Genomic DNA, 13,870 nt, shown 5'->3' on the forward strand with positions numbered 1-13,870 from the left:
TATCATCCGCCTCCTTCGATTGAGAAGAGTGCTTTCGTAATGTGGCGGACATTTTGACGTTCTCCCGACAGGACAATCGTATCACCGGCTTCAAGACGTGTCTCCGGACCCGGGTTCAATGATTTTGATTTATCGTGTTTGAGGACAGCGATAATCGAGATGTCGTACTCGTTTCGTACGTCGAGTTCGCCAATCGTCCGGTTGTTGACGGATGAGTCCTCACCGATCTTAAACCATTCAATGACGAGATCGTCAAACGCCAGTTCAATTTTTTCAAGGTCCTTCGGTTTATATGCCAGACCGCCTAAAATACCTGCCATCTGTCTTGCCTCTGTGTCGTTGAATGTCACACTTGAGATGCTCTCATCAAAATCATCATCGTCATAGTGGTGCATTTCCCGGCGTCCGTCATCGTGGACAATCACAACCACCTTGTCCCCTCTTGTCGTAATTCCTTCGAACTTCCGTCCGATTCCCGGTAAATCTACTTCGCGCATATCCATGTTGTTAGTTCCTCCTTTTAGTTGGTCAATCTGATAATTTTACAGGTGATGATGTGCTTTTTGGATGAGTGATTTGAATTTCTCGTCACTCAAAATATCTTGAAGGTCATGCAGCTGTTGTAAATCCGCTTTCGCCATGATGACAAACCCGTCTTCCTCGATGAAGGCAACGCGATCTCCTTCCTCTACTTGTAACGCCTGTCTAATTTTTTTCGGGATCGTGATTTGCCCTTTGGACGTCAACTTGGATAGCTCCATTCCGAACTTCCTTCTTTCTTTGTCTGATTTTCCTTACTTCCTTACTTTTCTTATTCCCAGTGTAACATACGTTCAAACCAATTCCGAGTACTTTGCTTTGAATTGATAAAAAAAGATTTTTTCTCATCCTTCAGGCGGGTAATTTGCGGACAAAGATGGACTATACTGAAGGAAAGAAAGGAGGAACGGATGATGAAAAAATGGCATCTTGTCTATTTGCAACTTGTCTGCAGCGGGTTGTTGATCAGTCTGTTCGGATTGGCCGGAGTCGCCATTTCCCTGCTGATTAAAAGAGCACAACGTGGATTCTCACTGGAGGTTTTACTTGATAAACCGGGTTATTTCATCTTAATGGCGGGACTGCTCGCATTAATTCCGAGTCTGCTAATCCTGGTGCATGTCTTAAAAATTCTCCGGTCGCTTAAGAGAAATATGACTGAAACAAATGTCCTCTCTTCTTCCTTCGGCACAATTAAAATCTGCTTTATCCTTATCAGTTGTGTCGCGGTCGGTCTGTTTCCGGTCATGTTCATCGTCGCCGATCGGGATGATGCACCGGGTCTGATCCTATTTGCTTTTATACTGATTTTGATTCCTGTTACACTCGGTGTCATCAGTTCGCTTTTACAGTCACTTGTTAAACAAAAGAACTTGATTTCCGGAACAACAGCTTAAAAGATGGGTCTGGCATACTAATCGGACAACCTGTATAATTTTGGTAAAATGCTTCTGGAAAAGCAGGTGGATTTGGTTGTCTCGTTCTTCGACTCTTTTGGCTTCATTCGGTATCTCCCAGTTTGGAGATTTTGTTTACCTCGTCGCGATCAATGTCTACCTCTATCAACTGACCGGTTCTGCCGCCGCAGTTGCCGGTCTTTGGATCATCGGTCCGCTCGCCGCCCTGTTGACGAAATTTTGGGCTGGCAGCGTGGTTGACCGGGCCGATGTCCGACGCTGGCTGATTGGAACCGATCTGGTCCGGGCACTGCTTGTTGCCTTGATTCCCTTTTTATCGTCCTTACCAATGATGTACCTGACGTTGTTTGGACTGGCGTTCGTCAAAGCATTTTTTGAACCGGCCGCCATCCGTTATCTGACGCAGATGATTCCGGAAAGCGGACGCAAGTCGTTTAATGCGTACCGAGGTCTGATCACATCCAGTGCCTTTTTGATTGGTCCGGCACTCGCCGGTCTGCTGTTACTTGTTGCGACACCCGATGTCGCCATCTGGATCAATGCCGGTTCATTTCTCGTGTCCGGGGTACTACTCCTGACGTTGCCGTCCGTTTCGCATGCGACTCTGTCAACCGTCCGCCTGTCGGATATTAGAACCGATTGGCGGATGGTCAGCCGGTTCAGCCGGACCAACTGGTTTGTCAGCCGAATTTACCTGGTCGGTATTTTGTCGATGAGTCTCGCACTTGCAATGGATGCCCAGGAAGTTGTCTTTCTGCAAACGGTCGTCGGTTTGACCGCCACTGATTACGGTCTTCTGATCAGCATTACAGGAATCGGTTCCGTCCTCGGTGGTTTGACGGTCGCACGTTTTGCGAACCGGCTGTCGCTCAAGGCGTTACTCGTCAGCGGTTATCTGTTCGTCGCAATCGGCTACCTGATGTATGCGACTGCCGGCTCATTTCTGATCGTGACGGTCGGATTTTTACTGCTCGGCTTTTTTAATGCCTTTGCCGGAACCGGCTTCATGACATTTTATCAAAACAACGTCCCGGAGGCTTTGATCGGCCGCTTCACGAGTCTGTATGGTCTCGGTCAAAGCGTCATCCAGATTCTGTTGATTTTAGCGATCGGCTTTACAGGCGACCTGTTCCCGCTTCGTTTCAGCATCATTGCCGGTTCTGTTTTGCTTTCACTGCTGAGTCTCATACTGATCCGTCATGTCCTGCAACCGGACAAGGAAGCATTTTTCCGGGACGATCAGACGACCAAACAAATTTCGTAATACATAGAAGGACGTGCTAACATGAAGATTTTAATCGGCCAACCGAAACAGGAAACACAACTCGAACAATTGCAACGTGAAATAGCGGCCTATCCGGACATCGATCTTCTGCTGTATCCGGAAGGTTACTGCCGCGAGACGGATGTCGAGACGTTACGTCACTTGGCGAAGCAATTCGCGACCGTCATCGTGACCGGGTACCGCGATGCGGATCGCCTGGACCGGGCCCTGATCATCAATGCAACAGGCGAGATTCTGCTCGACCGGGCGAAGACACCGGAAGCCGGTCCACTTTATACGCCGTCGACGGCGACTGTTGCCGGACAAGCTGCCGGATATCTGCTTTGCCGGGAGATTTTCCTCGGCCTGGACGGTCTGAAGCAGGACAAAGTCGACATCATTTTTAATCCGATCGGTGTCGGGATGTTCAGTGAGGAACAATACACGGACTGGTCCGGCGAAGCCCGGCGCATCAGCCGCCAGCAATCGGCACTATTCCTCGGAACGAGTCACGCCGACGGCTCTTACCGCAATTGCGGCTTCTCGATTCCGACGGCGTTTGCCTTTGACGCGACCGGCGAAGCGATTTTCCTCTCAAAAGATGATCCACGGACACGGATTCTCGATACAGAGACGCACATGGTTGAATTTGTGGATGCTTCATCCGTTGAACAGACGATCTAATCAAAAAACCCCCAAACCGGTTCGCCGGTTTGGGGGTTTCATCTCATTGATGCTGTTTCGAATTGGATTCTGTCTTTTGCGTCACTGCGGCATACTCATCCCGTAATATTGCATACATCTTGACGTCATGGAACGCCCCTTTGATGAAGATTAATCGGCGTAACGTTCCCTCGTACGTCATCCCGACTTTTTCCATCACCCGGGCTGAACCGATGTTCGGCTCCATGCACCGCGCCTGGATCCGCTCGAGCTTGAGTTCTTCAAAACCATAGGCCATGACACGTGCGACGGCTTCCGTGACGATTCCTTTGCCCCAGAACTGACGCGATAACGCATACCCGAGTTCCGTCTGTTTATTGTCGTCGAGCAACAGGTGGATGAAATCAATTGTTCCGATCATCTTGCCGGTTTCCTTCCAAACGATCGCCCACGGTGCTTCTTTCCCCTGGTCATAGTTTGACAGGACATAGTTCAAAAACTGTTCGGCCTGTTCAATTGTCTGATTGGCATTCCACGTCACGTAACGGGCGGTTTCCTCGTCCTGCGTGTATTCAAATAAATCATCAAGATCGCTTGCTCGAAGCGGCCGCAGCACCAATCGTTCGGTCTTAAGGACCGGTAAGTGCCGGTAAAATTCCGTTGTCGTCATGTTCGTTCCCCCGTTCTTTTTTTACATTATATAGAAAAAATAACAGGAATGCGATACAGTGGAGAAAAATATATCCGGAGGTATACGTTATGACCTTTCAAGCTGTCCCGATGACCGTTGATCAGGCAACTGCCGTTCTGAAGTGGACCTATCCGCCGCCGTACGATTTTTACAACATGGAAACGTCGGAGGAGGCATATGCCGAACTGCTTGACGGTTCCTATCAGGCCGTCATCGCTCACAAACAACTCGTCGGCTTCTTTTGTACGGGCCGTTCTGCGCAAGTCCCACCTGGTCGCCCGCTTCATTTGTACCCAGATGACCATTTGGATATCGGACTCGGCCGGCAGCCCGAACTGACCGGACAAGGGACAGGATTTGCGTTTTGTTCGTTTGTCCTTGATACGGTCAAAGCGCAATCGGCGTTACCGCTCCGTTTAACGGTCGCTTCGTTTAATGAACGGGCGATTCACCTGTATGAACAGCTCGGATTTCAACGCCACGCCGCGTTTTCGACGACGCATGCCACGTTTCTCATCATGACGCAATCTCATACATAAAACACCATTCCGACGTGATGCCGGAACAGCGTTTTTTCTGTTACTGCTGTCGTTTGTTTTTGACCGTTTCCACCGTTTGAAAGACATTCGAATACATGGCGGTAATATGTCTCTTCGTTTTAACATCGTTGTATAACCCGTATGTCCAAAACAAAGTCGTTTTCCCGTTTAAGTAACCGGCTGCATAATCGGTCGTCTCTCCCGCCGCTTCCTTGTACGAAATCCAGTCCGCGATAAACGGCACATGCCCCTTATTCGATCCGATGAAAAACGTCGGAATTCGCATTTTCAGGTAGGTGTCGGCATACTCGCCTTGATCCGCTTCCAGTAACTTGTTCGGCATGATCATGACCGCGTCGAAAGTCGAAGCGACCTGCTTACGATTTTTTAATTCTGTGAATGAAATTTCCTTTAAACGGACGTTGTCTTCCCGAACTTCCGGTGCTTTCCCGATATAGGCAATGTGTAAATATTCGCCCGTATACCGAGGGAAGTCGGGCTCTTTCGGTTGTCCGGTTCCACATCCGCCAAGCATCAGCGCCATCGTGACCGAACAAAAAACTCGTTTTTTCATAACGGCACTCCTTTTAAATGAATATGTGCAGATAGTCGTCAAAAATCCTCGTCATAACCTTCGGTGTATTGGCGATGTAGACATTGATCTGTTCCTGATTTGACTGAAGAGGATCAAGATCCGTCTCGTCCGTCGGAACATCCGAGATGCCTTTAATGATGATACATTCGACGTCGTTTTTCCGGCAGATATAGGCAATCGCCGCTGCTTCCGTATCGGCAATCATAATGTCGTTCGCCTGCAGTTCGAGATAATCGTTCCACATGACGACGGCACGGTCAGCCGTACCGATCGTCCCGTTGCCTTTCATGCCATATTTCAGCACATCGATTTCCACGATGAACGACGGTTTAAGCAACGGTTCGATCTCTTTGACCGTACAGTCATATTGAGCGGCACGGTCCGGTATGAGGATATCGAGGATGTCAAACCGTTCGTCGATGCCGGCACACGTCCCAACGACAAGCACTTTTTGAAGTGGAAAACGCGCCAGCATATACTGATTCGCACCAACCCCGTTCACTTTGCGGACACCGGTACTGAAAAAGATGACCGGTGTCCCTTTGATCGTCCGGGAAAAGTATTCTCCGTACGGATACGTCGTTCGTTCCGTTTCTTTTACGTCAAAGTAACTTAATGCCGCCTCGAATTCCCAAACGGTGGCGATACTGACGCCGATTTCGACGTGCTTTAAGTCAGGTATCAGTTCCATTTTTCTTCTTCGTCCATCCAGACATTCCGTTTTAAATCAAGTGTCTGCCCTTCATCGTGAACGCCGAAGTAACACGGCAACTCCACAGCAGCGCCACCGGCTTGCTCAAAGCAGGTACGGAACCATTCTCCGATCAGGCGCTGTTCCTCTTCAAGCAGCGTTTCCTCGTGTTCTTCATAAAAAGCATCAAACGCCTCAGATTGGTCGTCCGGTACGTCCATAAAGACAATTTCATCGAGCACTGATCTACTGCCGGCAAAACCCGGTGTTCCCTCTTCTTCAAATACTTCGTTGGCGTCTCGGTCCATCGAAAAGAGCGTAATCGATACCTCATGGCTCAACGGTTCGATAAAGGCTGCAAAATCAAGCAACTCGACATCTGCTGCAAAAGTCAATTCCGCGACTGTCTTTAACTGATTGACCAACGTCTCTGTGTGTGGTGCGAGATTCGTTCGGATGGAAGCCAAGTATTCAGTAACTGTAAACATATGTATAACCTCCGTCATCTTTTTGAATCATCCTGTATTTAGGATGATTTTCAATTAATCCATACAAAAAATGGATGATTCCTTCTTCATCATCCCGTCTTTCCCTTGTTCCGGCAAGTCTTTTTTGGATATAACAAACAACCTCCACCCGTGTTCAGGTGGAGGTCGGCCGGCTTAACGTTGCACGGCTTTGTTATAAGATAAATTTTGACCGTTTGTCGCGATGACTTGTTTGTACCAGTCGAACGAATCTTTTTTCATCCGTTCCATCGATCCGTTGCCCTCGTTATCGCGGTCGACGTAAATCATCCCGTAACGTTTTTTCATCTCGCCTGTCGTAAACGACACGATATCGATGATGCCCCATGGTGTGTAGCCCATCAATTCAACGCCGTCTTCCGTGACCGCTTCCGTCAACGCCTCGATGTGCGTCTTCAGATAATCAATCCGCGCTGCGTCATGAATCTTGCCGTCTTCAATCGTATCGACGGCCCCAAAGCCGTTTTCGACAATGAAGAGCGGGAGCTGATAGCGGTCATAGAGCCGGTTTAAGACATACCGGAGACCGACCGGATCAATCGCCCAACCCCAGTCACTCGACTGGATGTACGGATTCTCGACACCGTTCGCAAGGCCGCCGTTGACGATGTTGCCTGTATTGTTGACAGTCGCGTCGTGTTTGACGGTCGTCGACATGTAGTAACTGAAGCCGATGTAGTCAACGGTTCCGTTTTTCAAGATTTCGTCGTCGCCGTCGAGAATCGGAATCTGATACCCTTCGCGTTCAAACTCTTTTAAGGCATAGTTCGGATAATACCCGCGCGCCTGAACGTCCGGGAAGAAGTACCGTTGACGCATCGATTTTTCCGCCAGCATGACGTCTTCCGGATGTGACGAGTATGGATAGATTGGCACGTGGGAAATCATCGCCCCAATCTGGAAGTCGGGATTGATCGCTTTTCCTTTTGCGACAGCAAGAGCACTCGCGATCAGCTCGTGGTGACCGGTCTGATACATGACTTCCATCGCGTTTTCACCCGGCTCGACTTTGACACCGGAATTCGTCCAGAGGAACAACGGGTTTTCGACATCCATCTTGTTGTTGATTTCGTTAAACGTCATCCAGTACGTGACTTTGTCTTTGTAGCGTGTGAAGCAAACTTCGGCGAACCGTTCGAAGAACTCGGCCACTTTCCGGTTGCGGAACCCGCCGTATGCGCGGGCCAGGTGCAACGGCATCTCGAAGTGTGACAACGTGATGATTGGTTCGATGCCGTGTTTCAGCAATTCGTCAAAGACATCATCATAAAACTGCAGACCGGCTTCATTTGGTTCCGTTTCGTCCCCGTTCGGGAAAATCCGGCTCCAGCCGATGGATGTCCGGAGACATTTTAATCCCATCTCGGCGAATAACGCGATGTCTTCTTTATAACGGTGATAAAAATCGATTGCTTCATGGTTCGGATAAAACGTTCCTTCTTCGATCGTCTCGGTAATCAGGCGGGCCACCCCGTGTTCACCAGCCGTCATGACATCGACGACGCTTGGTCCTTTACCGCCGGCGTTCCAGCCGCCTTCAAATTGATGCGCAGCAAGTGCCCCGCCCCATAAAAAATCGTTTGGTAATGTCTTCATCTTCATTTCCTCCTTTTATTCTCTCTTATTTCACGATCGTTAACAGTTCTGTATCGGCTTCGACCGTTCCAGTGTTTGTCGTCAACACTTCCGCGTAACTCGACGCGTTCGTGACGATGACCGGTGTAATCGTCTGTAAACCGTGCTGCTCAATCATTGCGGCGTCGAACGTCAACAGTGTTTGCCCCGCTTCGACATGCGTTCCGTCTTCAACGTGCAGCGTAAACGGCTCTCCGTCCAAGCCGACGGTTTCGAGACCGACGTGAATCAACACTTCAACGCCACTCGTCGACCGGAGTCCGATCGCGTGTTTTGTCGGCGCAATCATAACGACCGTACCGGTGAACGGTGCGACGACCGTGTTTCCGGTTGGACGAATCGCCACACCTTGCCCCATCGCTCCCGATGCAAAAACCTCATCCGGTACGTCCGACAGTGGCACGACTTGTCCCGCGATCGGTGCTTGAATCGTTTCTTCATTCGTCAACGTTGCACTGACTTCTTGTGCCGGAACCGGTGTTGTCGGCGTCGTCGTCACCGGGACAACTTTTTCTTCACCAAAACCAAGGATTTGAATCAGAACGATTGGTAAAATCAAGGCAATCGCCGTTCCGATCAGCAATCCGACGATCGACGACGGATAATCGGAATTAATACCGTTGACGAGCGTCAATGGTCCCGGCAGACCGGCATAAGCGAAGTAATACGGTTTGAAGAAACTCGCGACGACCGCTCCAACCGCGCCCGAGATACAGCCGTAGATGAACGGTTTCTTAAAGCGTAACGTCACCCCGTAGATCGCCGGTTCCGTAATCCCGAAAATCCCGGTCAGACCGGCTGAGACACCAACCTTTTTCGTTTCCTTGTTGCGTGTTTTTGAGATGACACCGATGACGGCACCGACCTGGGCGATGACGGCAATCGTCTGATACGCCTGGAACGAATCCCGACCATATTGTTCGAAGTTCGCCAGGACCATCGGTGTGACGCCCCAGTGAACACCGAAGATGACGATGATTTGCCAAAAACCGCCGATAATCAATCCGGCCAGCGCTGGTGCATTTTCCGCTAAATAATTGTATCCGTTTGCAATTCCTTCCGCTCCGAGTGTCGTGATCGGACCGATGACGAGAATCGTCAGCGGCACCATGATGACCATGCTGAAGAACGGGACGAATAATGGTTTGATGACGTCATTGATCGTCCGGTTCAAGAACCGTTCGAGATAGGACAGCAACCAGACGAGGAACAACGGTGGCAAGACCGATGACGTGTAAGTCGTTCCTGATAAGGCGATGCCGATGAACGAAATCGATTCACCGGACGTGATCCGTCCGGCCATCTCGGCCCAAGTCGGACTGACGAGTGCCGCACTACAGGCAACAGCGATGAACTGATTGACTTTAAAGTGATTCGCTGCCGTGATCGCAATGAAAATCGGCAGGAATGTGAACGGTGCCCACGAGATAAAGCTGAACACTTCATATGTTCCCGTCGCGGCAAAGTCTTTAAACACAAGTGAAATTAAGATGAGTGCCCCTTGCAGGATACCGGCTGCCGCCAAGATATAGACGAACGGTGCAAAGACGGCGGACATCGTTGCAATGATCCGGTTCAAGATCGTTCCTTTCGGTGCTTCGGTCCCCTGATCCGAATTCCCGTCCTCTAATGAAACAAGTGGTCGAAACGCTTCATAGACTTCCCCGACATGCTGTCCGATGACGACCTGGAACTGACCGCCTGATTCGACGACTGTGATGACACCCGGTAATGCAGCGACTTGATCTTTCGCTTTTGCATCCGACCGTTTCAACACTAAACGCAGCCGGGTCGCACACCGCGCGACACTGATGATATTGTCCTCGCCGCCAACCGCCTCCAAAATCGAATGCGCCAGTTGCTGATAATCCCGCACTTTACTCATCCCTGAACCCCCTTATGTAATAAATCCGTATCGTACGTTCTTATTATAATTGTACATGCACAATTTATCAATCCATATTTAATTTAATTATTCGTATTATTCAGTTCGAAATCGTCTTATGCTATAGTAAAAAAGCAGAACAATTACTGGAAAATGAGGGTGAACCATGCTGAAATACCAACAGACGGCAACGGAAATCGAAGCCTATATCGAGCAACATGCATTACAGCAAGGAGATAAATTACCGGTTCTCGATCACTTGATTCGTCAATTCGCGGTCAGCAAGACGACGATGACGAAAGCACTGGAATTATTGGAGCGAAAAGGCATCATCTTTCAAGTCCGCGGCAGCGGGATTTTTGTCCGCAAGACGAATCGGAAAGGCTATATCGAGCTGTTTTCGACGCAAGGTTTTAAGCAGAATCTCGTCGAACATGACATCCGGTCAAACGTCCTGTCGTTTGAGTTAATCCCGTGTCCGGAAGCGGTTGCTAAAAACCTCGGCTGTACGACCGGTGACATGGTTTATTTCATTAAACGGATCCGCTACATCGACGGGCAGATCATGTGTCTTGAGGAGTCCTATTACCGTCAAACCATCGTGCCTTACTTAAACCGGGAAATCGTCGAACAATCGATCTTTGAGTACCTCGAGACGGCCCTCGGACTGAACATCGGGTTCTCGGACATGTATATGCATGTCGGTAAGTTGCCGGACGCAATCGCAACCCACTTGGAGCTGACAGCCGGTGATCCGGCATTGACGGTCGAGACAATCTTCCACCTGACGAACGGCCGACCGTTCGACTATTCCGTCATCACCTATCATTATGAACACTCGCAATTCGTCGTTCAGGCGAACGGCTTGTATTTATGAGGGGGATGGTCGCATGAATGAAGAAATATTGTTTTTTTACGCACTTTTCGCAGGCGGGATCGTCTGTATAATCTTGAGCATCTTGTTATACTTCTGGCTCCGCGAGGATACCGGAATCGAATTTTCTACGTTTGGCCGACTCGTTTTCATGTGTTTACTCGGCGTCGGACTCATCTGGTATACGGCTCCGAGTCTGAAATACGTCTTCTATCATGACTATGCGACAATCAAAGGAACATGTACGGTGGAATACGATGATCAATCCTCACCGCGGACGCTTGACCTTTATTACGATAAAACAGGCGACTATTTCAGTTTCTTGGATCGGGCCGACCTCGGTGCGTACGGACCGGACGTCCCGTATACGTGTCACGTGACAACCACAAAAGATCATGAATTTGAGATCTCTTACCGGCTCTATGATGTTAAGACAAACCGGTTACTCTATTCGTCTGAATGGCCGGATTGAAAAGGACGTATCCAAATGAATCCTGAAATCCTCTCTTATTTTTTCATTTTCTTATTGGGTATCGCGTTTGTCTTACCGGCCAGTTACGTGCTTGTACTTCACTTCGACAATAAGCAGTATGCTTTCTTAAAGAAGCTCAAATGGACAGGTGTCCTGTTACTCGGATTGCTGTGTCTTTGGATCACGCTGCCGAGTTTCACCGAGATGGTGTTTCGTGATTACCGGGTATTAGAAGGTGCCTGTGTTTTGGAACCGTCGGAGTCAAAAGGAACATCGATCGACATCACCTTAACGGAAACCAACGACACATTTTCTTTCCGTGACGGACCGGATCTTGAGGCTTACGGCCAGAAGGTTCCGTATTATTGCCGGGTGACAACGACCCGGAATCAGGCGTTCGAAATTGATTACCGGGTCTACGAAAAAGATACGAAAAAGCTGCTCTATGCGAATTGAGGACACAAACAAGCGGAGTTCCTGTGAATAGGAACTCCGCTTGTTTACTGTTCGATACCCGCTCGCACAGCCGGTTCAAGAAACAGTTCATCATCAAAAGTCGTCAGCTCAATCATCCGGCCGTCTTTTTCGTACCAGGCAGCCAGTCCTTCCCGGTCGATCCATTTCCAGCCGGCTTGCCGGATCCGCATTTCGTATAATACGCCGGGACCTTCTAATTCCGACACAAGATGCGTCTTGACTAATAAACCCTCCGGCTTTTCCTCGACCGTCCCCGTTCGTGGAATCGGAAAACCATTTACGTTTGACGTTTCAAACAGATAATACCAAGCCGTTCCGCTGATGATCGCTACACCTAACAAACCTGCCAGCCACTTTCCCATGCGTCGCGTATTCATGTCATCCTGCCCCTCTTCATTCATCTATGTATCCATTTAACTTTACCAATCATTCCCTTAAATTAACCTCCTGCTTAGGGCGGATTCTTGACGGACAAACAAAATGAAAACGAATGAGAAACGTGTCATTTTTGTGAAAAGAAATGAAAAAAATTAATATTTTTTCATTTATCTTGACGACAAGACGTCTTCCTTACAGTCTCAACGGTTTGACAACTCCCGGCACAGAGCCGTTTTTAGTCATTTCCAAGTCGTTAAGCGGCTTAGCGACTTGACTTCATTTCCTACTATGTTACGATACGAACTTATTAAAGGGAGTGAACAGAACTTATGAAATTCAGAAAAGAAAAAGTCAATGTCGTCGACATGAAGCAAACCAAAAAAAGTGTCTACGCGACCGGAATTGGGAATGCGATGGAATGGTTCGATTTTGGTCTTTATTCCTATCTCGCAATCATCATCAGTCAAAACTTCTTTAGTGCTGTTGAAAATGATGAACTGAAGCTTGTCTTTACCTTTGCGACGTTTGCGATCGCTTTTTTAATGCGACCAATCGGCGGAATCGTTTTCGGACGAATCGGAGATCGCCTTGGACGAAAGGTTGTCCTGACGACAACCATCGTCATGATGGCAGCGTCCACCCTGCTCATCGGTCTGTTACCGACGTATGATCAAATCGGGATTTGGGCACCGATTCTACTGTTACTGGCTCGGATTCTACAAGGTTTCTCAACCGGCGGTGAATATGCCGGCGCGATGGTTTATATCGCGGAATCATCACCGGACAATAAACGAAGCGCCCTTGGAAGTGGTCTTGAAATCGGGACACTCGGTGGTTACATTTTAGCTTCGATTCTTGCGACTGTGCTGTTCGTCACGTTATCCGACGATCAAATGGCATCGTGGGGCTGGCGGATTCCGTTTATCTTAGGGGCACCGCTCGGACTGTTTGGTCTGTACTTGCGTCGCCACCTCGATGAATCACCAATTTTCGAAAATGAAATCAATGAAAATACGGAAGAACCGGCGTCGTTCCGCGAAATTCTCCGGGACCACAAACGCGATATCATCGTTTGTTTCATCGCCGTTGCATTCTTCAACATTACGAACTACATGTTACTGTCGTATATGCCTTCTTACCTGAATGAAGTCATGGGCATCTCAAGCTCAACGAGTACGATTTTGATTACCGGTGTCATGTTCATCATGATTCCACTCGCCTACTTTTTCGGTAAACTCAGCGACAAAAAAGGCAATCGGAACATCGTCCTGTTTGCATTGGCCGGTCTGTCGATTCTGTCGATTCTCTCGTTCTACCTGATTGGTCTGAAGCCACTCCTGTTCGTCGGAATCGGAATCTTCATTCTTGGATTCTTCCTCGCCATCTTCGAAGGAACGATGCCAAGTCTGTTGCCGAGTATCTTTTATACAGACGTCCGTTACCGGACATTGTCTGTCACGTTTAACGTTTCCGTTTCGATTTTCGGCGGAACGACACCACTTGTCTCGACTTGGCTCGTCCATGCGACACAAAATCCACTCGCTCCGGCGTATTACCTGACAGCCGTCAGCGTGATCGGCTTCATCACGTTCTTCTTCTTCTTCAAGAGCACATCGGGTAAAGCCTTAAAAGGTTCCCACCCGACCGTCTCGACGGAAAAAGAACTGCAAGCCGTTGCTAAAAAACCGGATGATGCCTTATGGTGGGCAGAATAATTGATTA

General features: G+C 48.9%; 17 protein-coding genes. 8 read left to right on the forward strand and 9 right to left on the reverse strand.

What is annotated here, in order from left to right:
* Positions 1 to 2: 2 nt before the first annotated feature.
* Together KNQ07_RS03555 and KNQ07_RS03560 are read right to left on the reverse strand one after the other, a co-directional pair.
* Positions 3 to 503 (reverse strand): cation:proton antiporter regulatory subunit, encoded by a 501-nt coding sequence (locus tag KNQ07_RS03555; protein WP_214764842.1) that lies wholly within the window; start codon positions 501 to 503, stop codon positions 3 to 5.
* 39 nt (positions 504 to 542) lie between these two features.
* Complete coding sequence (locus tag KNQ07_RS03560) at positions 543 to 761, reverse strand: AbrB/MazE/SpoVT family DNA-binding domain-containing protein (protein ID WP_012370339.1); 219 nt, start codon at positions 759 to 761, stop codon at positions 543 to 545.
* 192 nt (positions 762 to 953) lie between these two features.
* Between KNQ07_RS03560 and KNQ07_RS03565 the strand changes: the two genes are divergently transcribed.
* From KNQ07_RS03565 to KNQ07_RS03575, 3 genes are all read left to right on the forward strand, one after another.
* Positions 954 to 1,436 carry a DUF2975 domain-containing protein gene (locus KNQ07_RS03565; protein WP_214764843.1) on the forward strand — a complete coding sequence of 161 codons (483 nt, stop codon included), beginning with the start codon at positions 954 to 956 and terminating at the stop codon, positions 1,434 to 1,436.
* A 76-nt stretch (positions 1,437 to 1,512) separates the two neighbouring features.
* Positions 1,513 to 2,721, forward strand: a complete 1,209-nt coding sequence (locus KNQ07_RS03570) for an MFS transporter (RefSeq protein WP_214764844.1) — start codon at positions 1,513 to 1,515, stop codon at positions 2,719 to 2,721.
* Positions 2,722 to 2,742: 21 nt separating this feature from the next.
* Positions 2,743 to 3,405: a hypothetical protein gene (locus tag KNQ07_RS03575; protein WP_214764845.1), complete on the forward strand. Its 663-nt coding sequence runs from the start codon at positions 2,743 to 2,745 to the stop codon at positions 3,403 to 3,405.
* Positions 3,406 to 3,448: 43 nt separating this feature from the next.
* Here the strand turns inward: KNQ07_RS03575 and KNQ07_RS03580 are convergent, their stop codons facing one another.
* Complete coding sequence (locus KNQ07_RS03580) at positions 3,449 to 4,054, reverse strand: GNAT family N-acetyltransferase (RefSeq protein WP_214764846.1); 606 nt, start codon at positions 4,052 to 4,054, stop codon at positions 3,449 to 3,451.
* An 89-nt stretch (positions 4,055 to 4,143) separates the two neighbouring features.
* Here KNQ07_RS03580 and KNQ07_RS03585 point away from each other — a divergent pair, with 89 nt between their 5' ends.
* Positions 4,144 to 4,614, forward strand: coding sequence for a GNAT family N-acetyltransferase (locus KNQ07_RS03585; protein ID WP_214764847.1), 471 nt, complete (start codon positions 4,144 to 4,146; stop codon positions 4,612 to 4,614).
* Positions 4,615 to 4,654: 40 nt separating this feature from the next.
* Here the strand turns inward: KNQ07_RS03585 and KNQ07_RS03590 are convergent, their stop codons facing one another.
* The 5 genes from KNQ07_RS03590 to KNQ07_RS03610 form a co-directional block, all read right to left on the reverse strand.
* Positions 4,655 to 5,188: a hypothetical protein gene (locus KNQ07_RS03590; protein ID WP_131972780.1), complete on the reverse strand. Its 534-nt coding sequence runs from the start codon at positions 5,186 to 5,188 to the stop codon at positions 4,655 to 4,657.
* 13 nt (positions 5,189 to 5,201) lie between these two features.
* Positions 5,202 to 5,900, reverse strand: coding sequence for a 5'-methylthioadenosine/S-adenosylhomocysteine nucleosidase family protein (locus tag KNQ07_RS03595; RefSeq protein WP_214764848.1), 699 nt, complete (start codon positions 5,898 to 5,900; stop codon positions 5,202 to 5,204).
* A complete protein-coding gene (locus KNQ07_RS03600; RefSeq protein ID WP_131972781.1) occupies positions 5,891 to 6,388 on the reverse strand; it encodes a hypothetical protein in 498 nt (165 codons plus the stop codon). The genes KNQ07_RS03595 and KNQ07_RS03600 overlap by 10 nt, the downstream gene beginning before the upstream one ends.
* Before the next feature lie 174 nt (positions 6,389 to 6,562).
* A complete protein-coding gene (gene bglA / locus KNQ07_RS03605; protein ID WP_214764849.1) occupies positions 6,563 to 8,023 on the reverse strand; it encodes a 6-phospho-beta-glucosidase in 1,461 nt (486 codons plus the stop codon).
* 25 nt (positions 8,024 to 8,048) lie between these two features.
* A complete protein-coding gene (locus KNQ07_RS03610) occupies positions 8,049 to 9,947 on the reverse strand; it encodes a beta-glucoside-specific PTS transporter subunit IIABC (protein WP_214764850.1) in 1,899 nt (632 codons plus the stop codon).
* A 166-nt stretch (positions 9,948 to 10,113) separates the two neighbouring features.
* Here KNQ07_RS03610 and KNQ07_RS03615 point away from each other — a divergent pair, with 166 nt between their 5' ends.
* Genes KNQ07_RS03615 through KNQ07_RS03625 form a run of 3 tightly spaced genes read left to right on the forward strand, consistent with a single transcriptional unit; the run spans position 10,114 to position 11,749 of the window.
* Complete coding sequence (locus KNQ07_RS03615; protein WP_214764851.1) at positions 10,114 to 10,824, forward strand: GntR family transcriptional regulator; 711 nt, start codon at positions 10,114 to 10,116, stop codon at positions 10,822 to 10,824.
* Between the two features lie 13 nt (positions 10,825 to 10,837).
* Positions 10,838 to 11,293 (forward strand): hypothetical protein, encoded by a 456-nt coding sequence (locus tag KNQ07_RS03620; RefSeq protein WP_214764852.1) that lies wholly within the window; start codon positions 10,838 to 10,840, stop codon positions 11,291 to 11,293.
* A 15-nt stretch (positions 11,294 to 11,308) separates the two neighbouring features.
* Complete coding sequence (locus tag KNQ07_RS03625) at positions 11,309 to 11,749, forward strand: hypothetical protein (protein WP_214764853.1); 441 nt, start codon at positions 11,309 to 11,311, stop codon at positions 11,747 to 11,749.
* 44 nt (positions 11,750 to 11,793) lie between these two features.
* Here the strand turns inward: KNQ07_RS03625 and KNQ07_RS03630 are convergent, their stop codons facing one another.
* Positions 11,794 to 12,147 carry a hypothetical protein gene (locus KNQ07_RS03630; protein WP_214764854.1) on the reverse strand — a complete coding sequence of 118 codons (354 nt, stop codon included), beginning with the start codon at positions 12,145 to 12,147 and terminating at the stop codon, positions 11,794 to 11,796.
* Between the two features lie 330 nt (positions 12,148 to 12,477).
* Between KNQ07_RS03630 and KNQ07_RS03635 the strand changes: the two genes are divergently transcribed.
* Positions 12,478 to 13,863, forward strand: a complete 1,386-nt coding sequence (locus tag KNQ07_RS03635; RefSeq protein WP_012370326.1) for an MFS transporter — start codon at positions 12,478 to 12,480, stop codon at positions 13,861 to 13,863.
* The last annotated feature ends 7 nt before the right edge of the window (positions 13,864 to 13,870 follow it).

Source organism: Exiguobacterium sp. s145 (assembly GCF_018618835.1).
In the GTDB taxonomy this organism is placed as follows: Bacteria; Bacillota; Bacilli; order Exiguobacteriales; family Exiguobacteriaceae; genus Exiguobacterium_A; species Exiguobacterium_A artemiae.